The organism is Thermotalea metallivorans, assembly GCF_001562415.1.
In the GTDB taxonomy this organism is placed as follows: domain Bacteria; phylum Bacillota; class Clostridia; order Peptostreptococcales; family Thermotaleaceae; genus Thermotalea; species Thermotalea metallivorans.
In genome coordinates, this window is the sequence record NZ_LOEE01000068.1 from 1 (window position 1) to 1,342 (window position 1,342).

A 1,342-nucleotide genomic window follows, 5' to 3' on the forward strand; every position below is an offset into this window, starting at 1 on the left:
AGCAGTTTTTAAAGCCTCTATTATAAGCTGCAGAGCTTCAAGGAATTTAATATCTTCGAGCTCATCACAGCAGTAGTAGAATAAAGCACCAATGGTGCGTAAATCAGTGTTATTGCGGTTTTCAACCGCTAACATAATGTACCTTGAAAAAACAATAGTAGTATGGGCAACCATCATATCGTACGAACGGCCCTGAAATTCCTTTGCCAGCTTAAGGTATGACTTGCACATTTTGAAGAATACCTCAATATCCCATCGTTTACCGTAAATCCTGATTATTTCTGTTTCTGGAAGATCTATATCCGTAGAAATCAGAGCGAGCCATTTGCTCTTGTTCCTTCTGTCACGGACAAAGACAATTTTTGCCGGAAGGCTGTTCCCCTCCTTATCGTGCAGCTCTACCATAACAGATGCCAGGTATTTGGCTCTACCTCTGCGTTTTCTTACGATTCGGTATATCTCACGCAAGGATTTCTTTTCACCATTGAAGGTGTAGTAAATCTTTGGCGTGTCCTTCAACATAGCTATCACATCAAGGTTCATTTTACAAACCTTGATAATAGTAGCAGGAAAGGAAAACCAACTGTCGAACAGAACATACTTTGCCTTTATACCAGCAGCAATAGCTTGCTTCAGCATTGCCAGTGCAGAATCCGGAGAAGTAGATAACGCATTTTTACGGCGTTTAAACCCAACAGTCCTTTTGTCTATTGATTCTCTGGCTGGATTTATACAAACCTTTGCATTAGCTGAACTTAAAAGGTTGAAGGCCACTGGGATAAACGAATTACCATCTGTCCAACCAAGAGTAAGCATACGAAAGCCTTTCTTGTTCTTGTTGCCATCAGCATGGTCTTTGACCCAGCAAAGAAGCTCTACTGCTTTGCTTCTTGTTCTGCTGTAGAAGGAATCGTCTATCACAAATACATCAGCCCGATTATCTGCTGTAAGTGGATCAATGTGATGGTTTATAACCTTGGCAGAAAGCGAATAGAGAAACCTCTGCCAGTTGATATGCATCGAGTTTAGGAATCTGTAGGCAACATCTCTTGCAAACGGTATATTAGGGTTTTCGGCTTCGTAATTCATGAACAGGTTCTTGCCAGTAAAAGCAAGCCTGAAAAGCACTTTAAATACCTGGACACAAGGTATACCCTTTTCTTTATATGCATTTGACTCTTTCAGTATTGAAGCTATAGAAAACTTTTTAAAAAAGTTATCGACTGTCAGTACAAACCTATTTTCTGCTTTCATCTTCTGTGATACAATAGACATGTTCAAGAACCTCCCAACCGTTGATTTTAATGGGGTTTTGTCACTTCTATTATATCACAGAGAGGGG

General features: G+C 40.1%; 1 protein-coding gene. It reads right to left on the bottom strand.

Going from position 1 to position 1,342, the window contains the following annotated elements; translation table 11 throughout:
- Positions 1-1,275 (bottom strand): IS4 family transposase (locus tag AN619_RS13470; protein WP_068557791.1); only part of this gene is annotated, 1,275 nt, incomplete at its 3' end.
- Between the last annotated feature and the right edge of the window lie 67 nt (positions 1,276-1,342).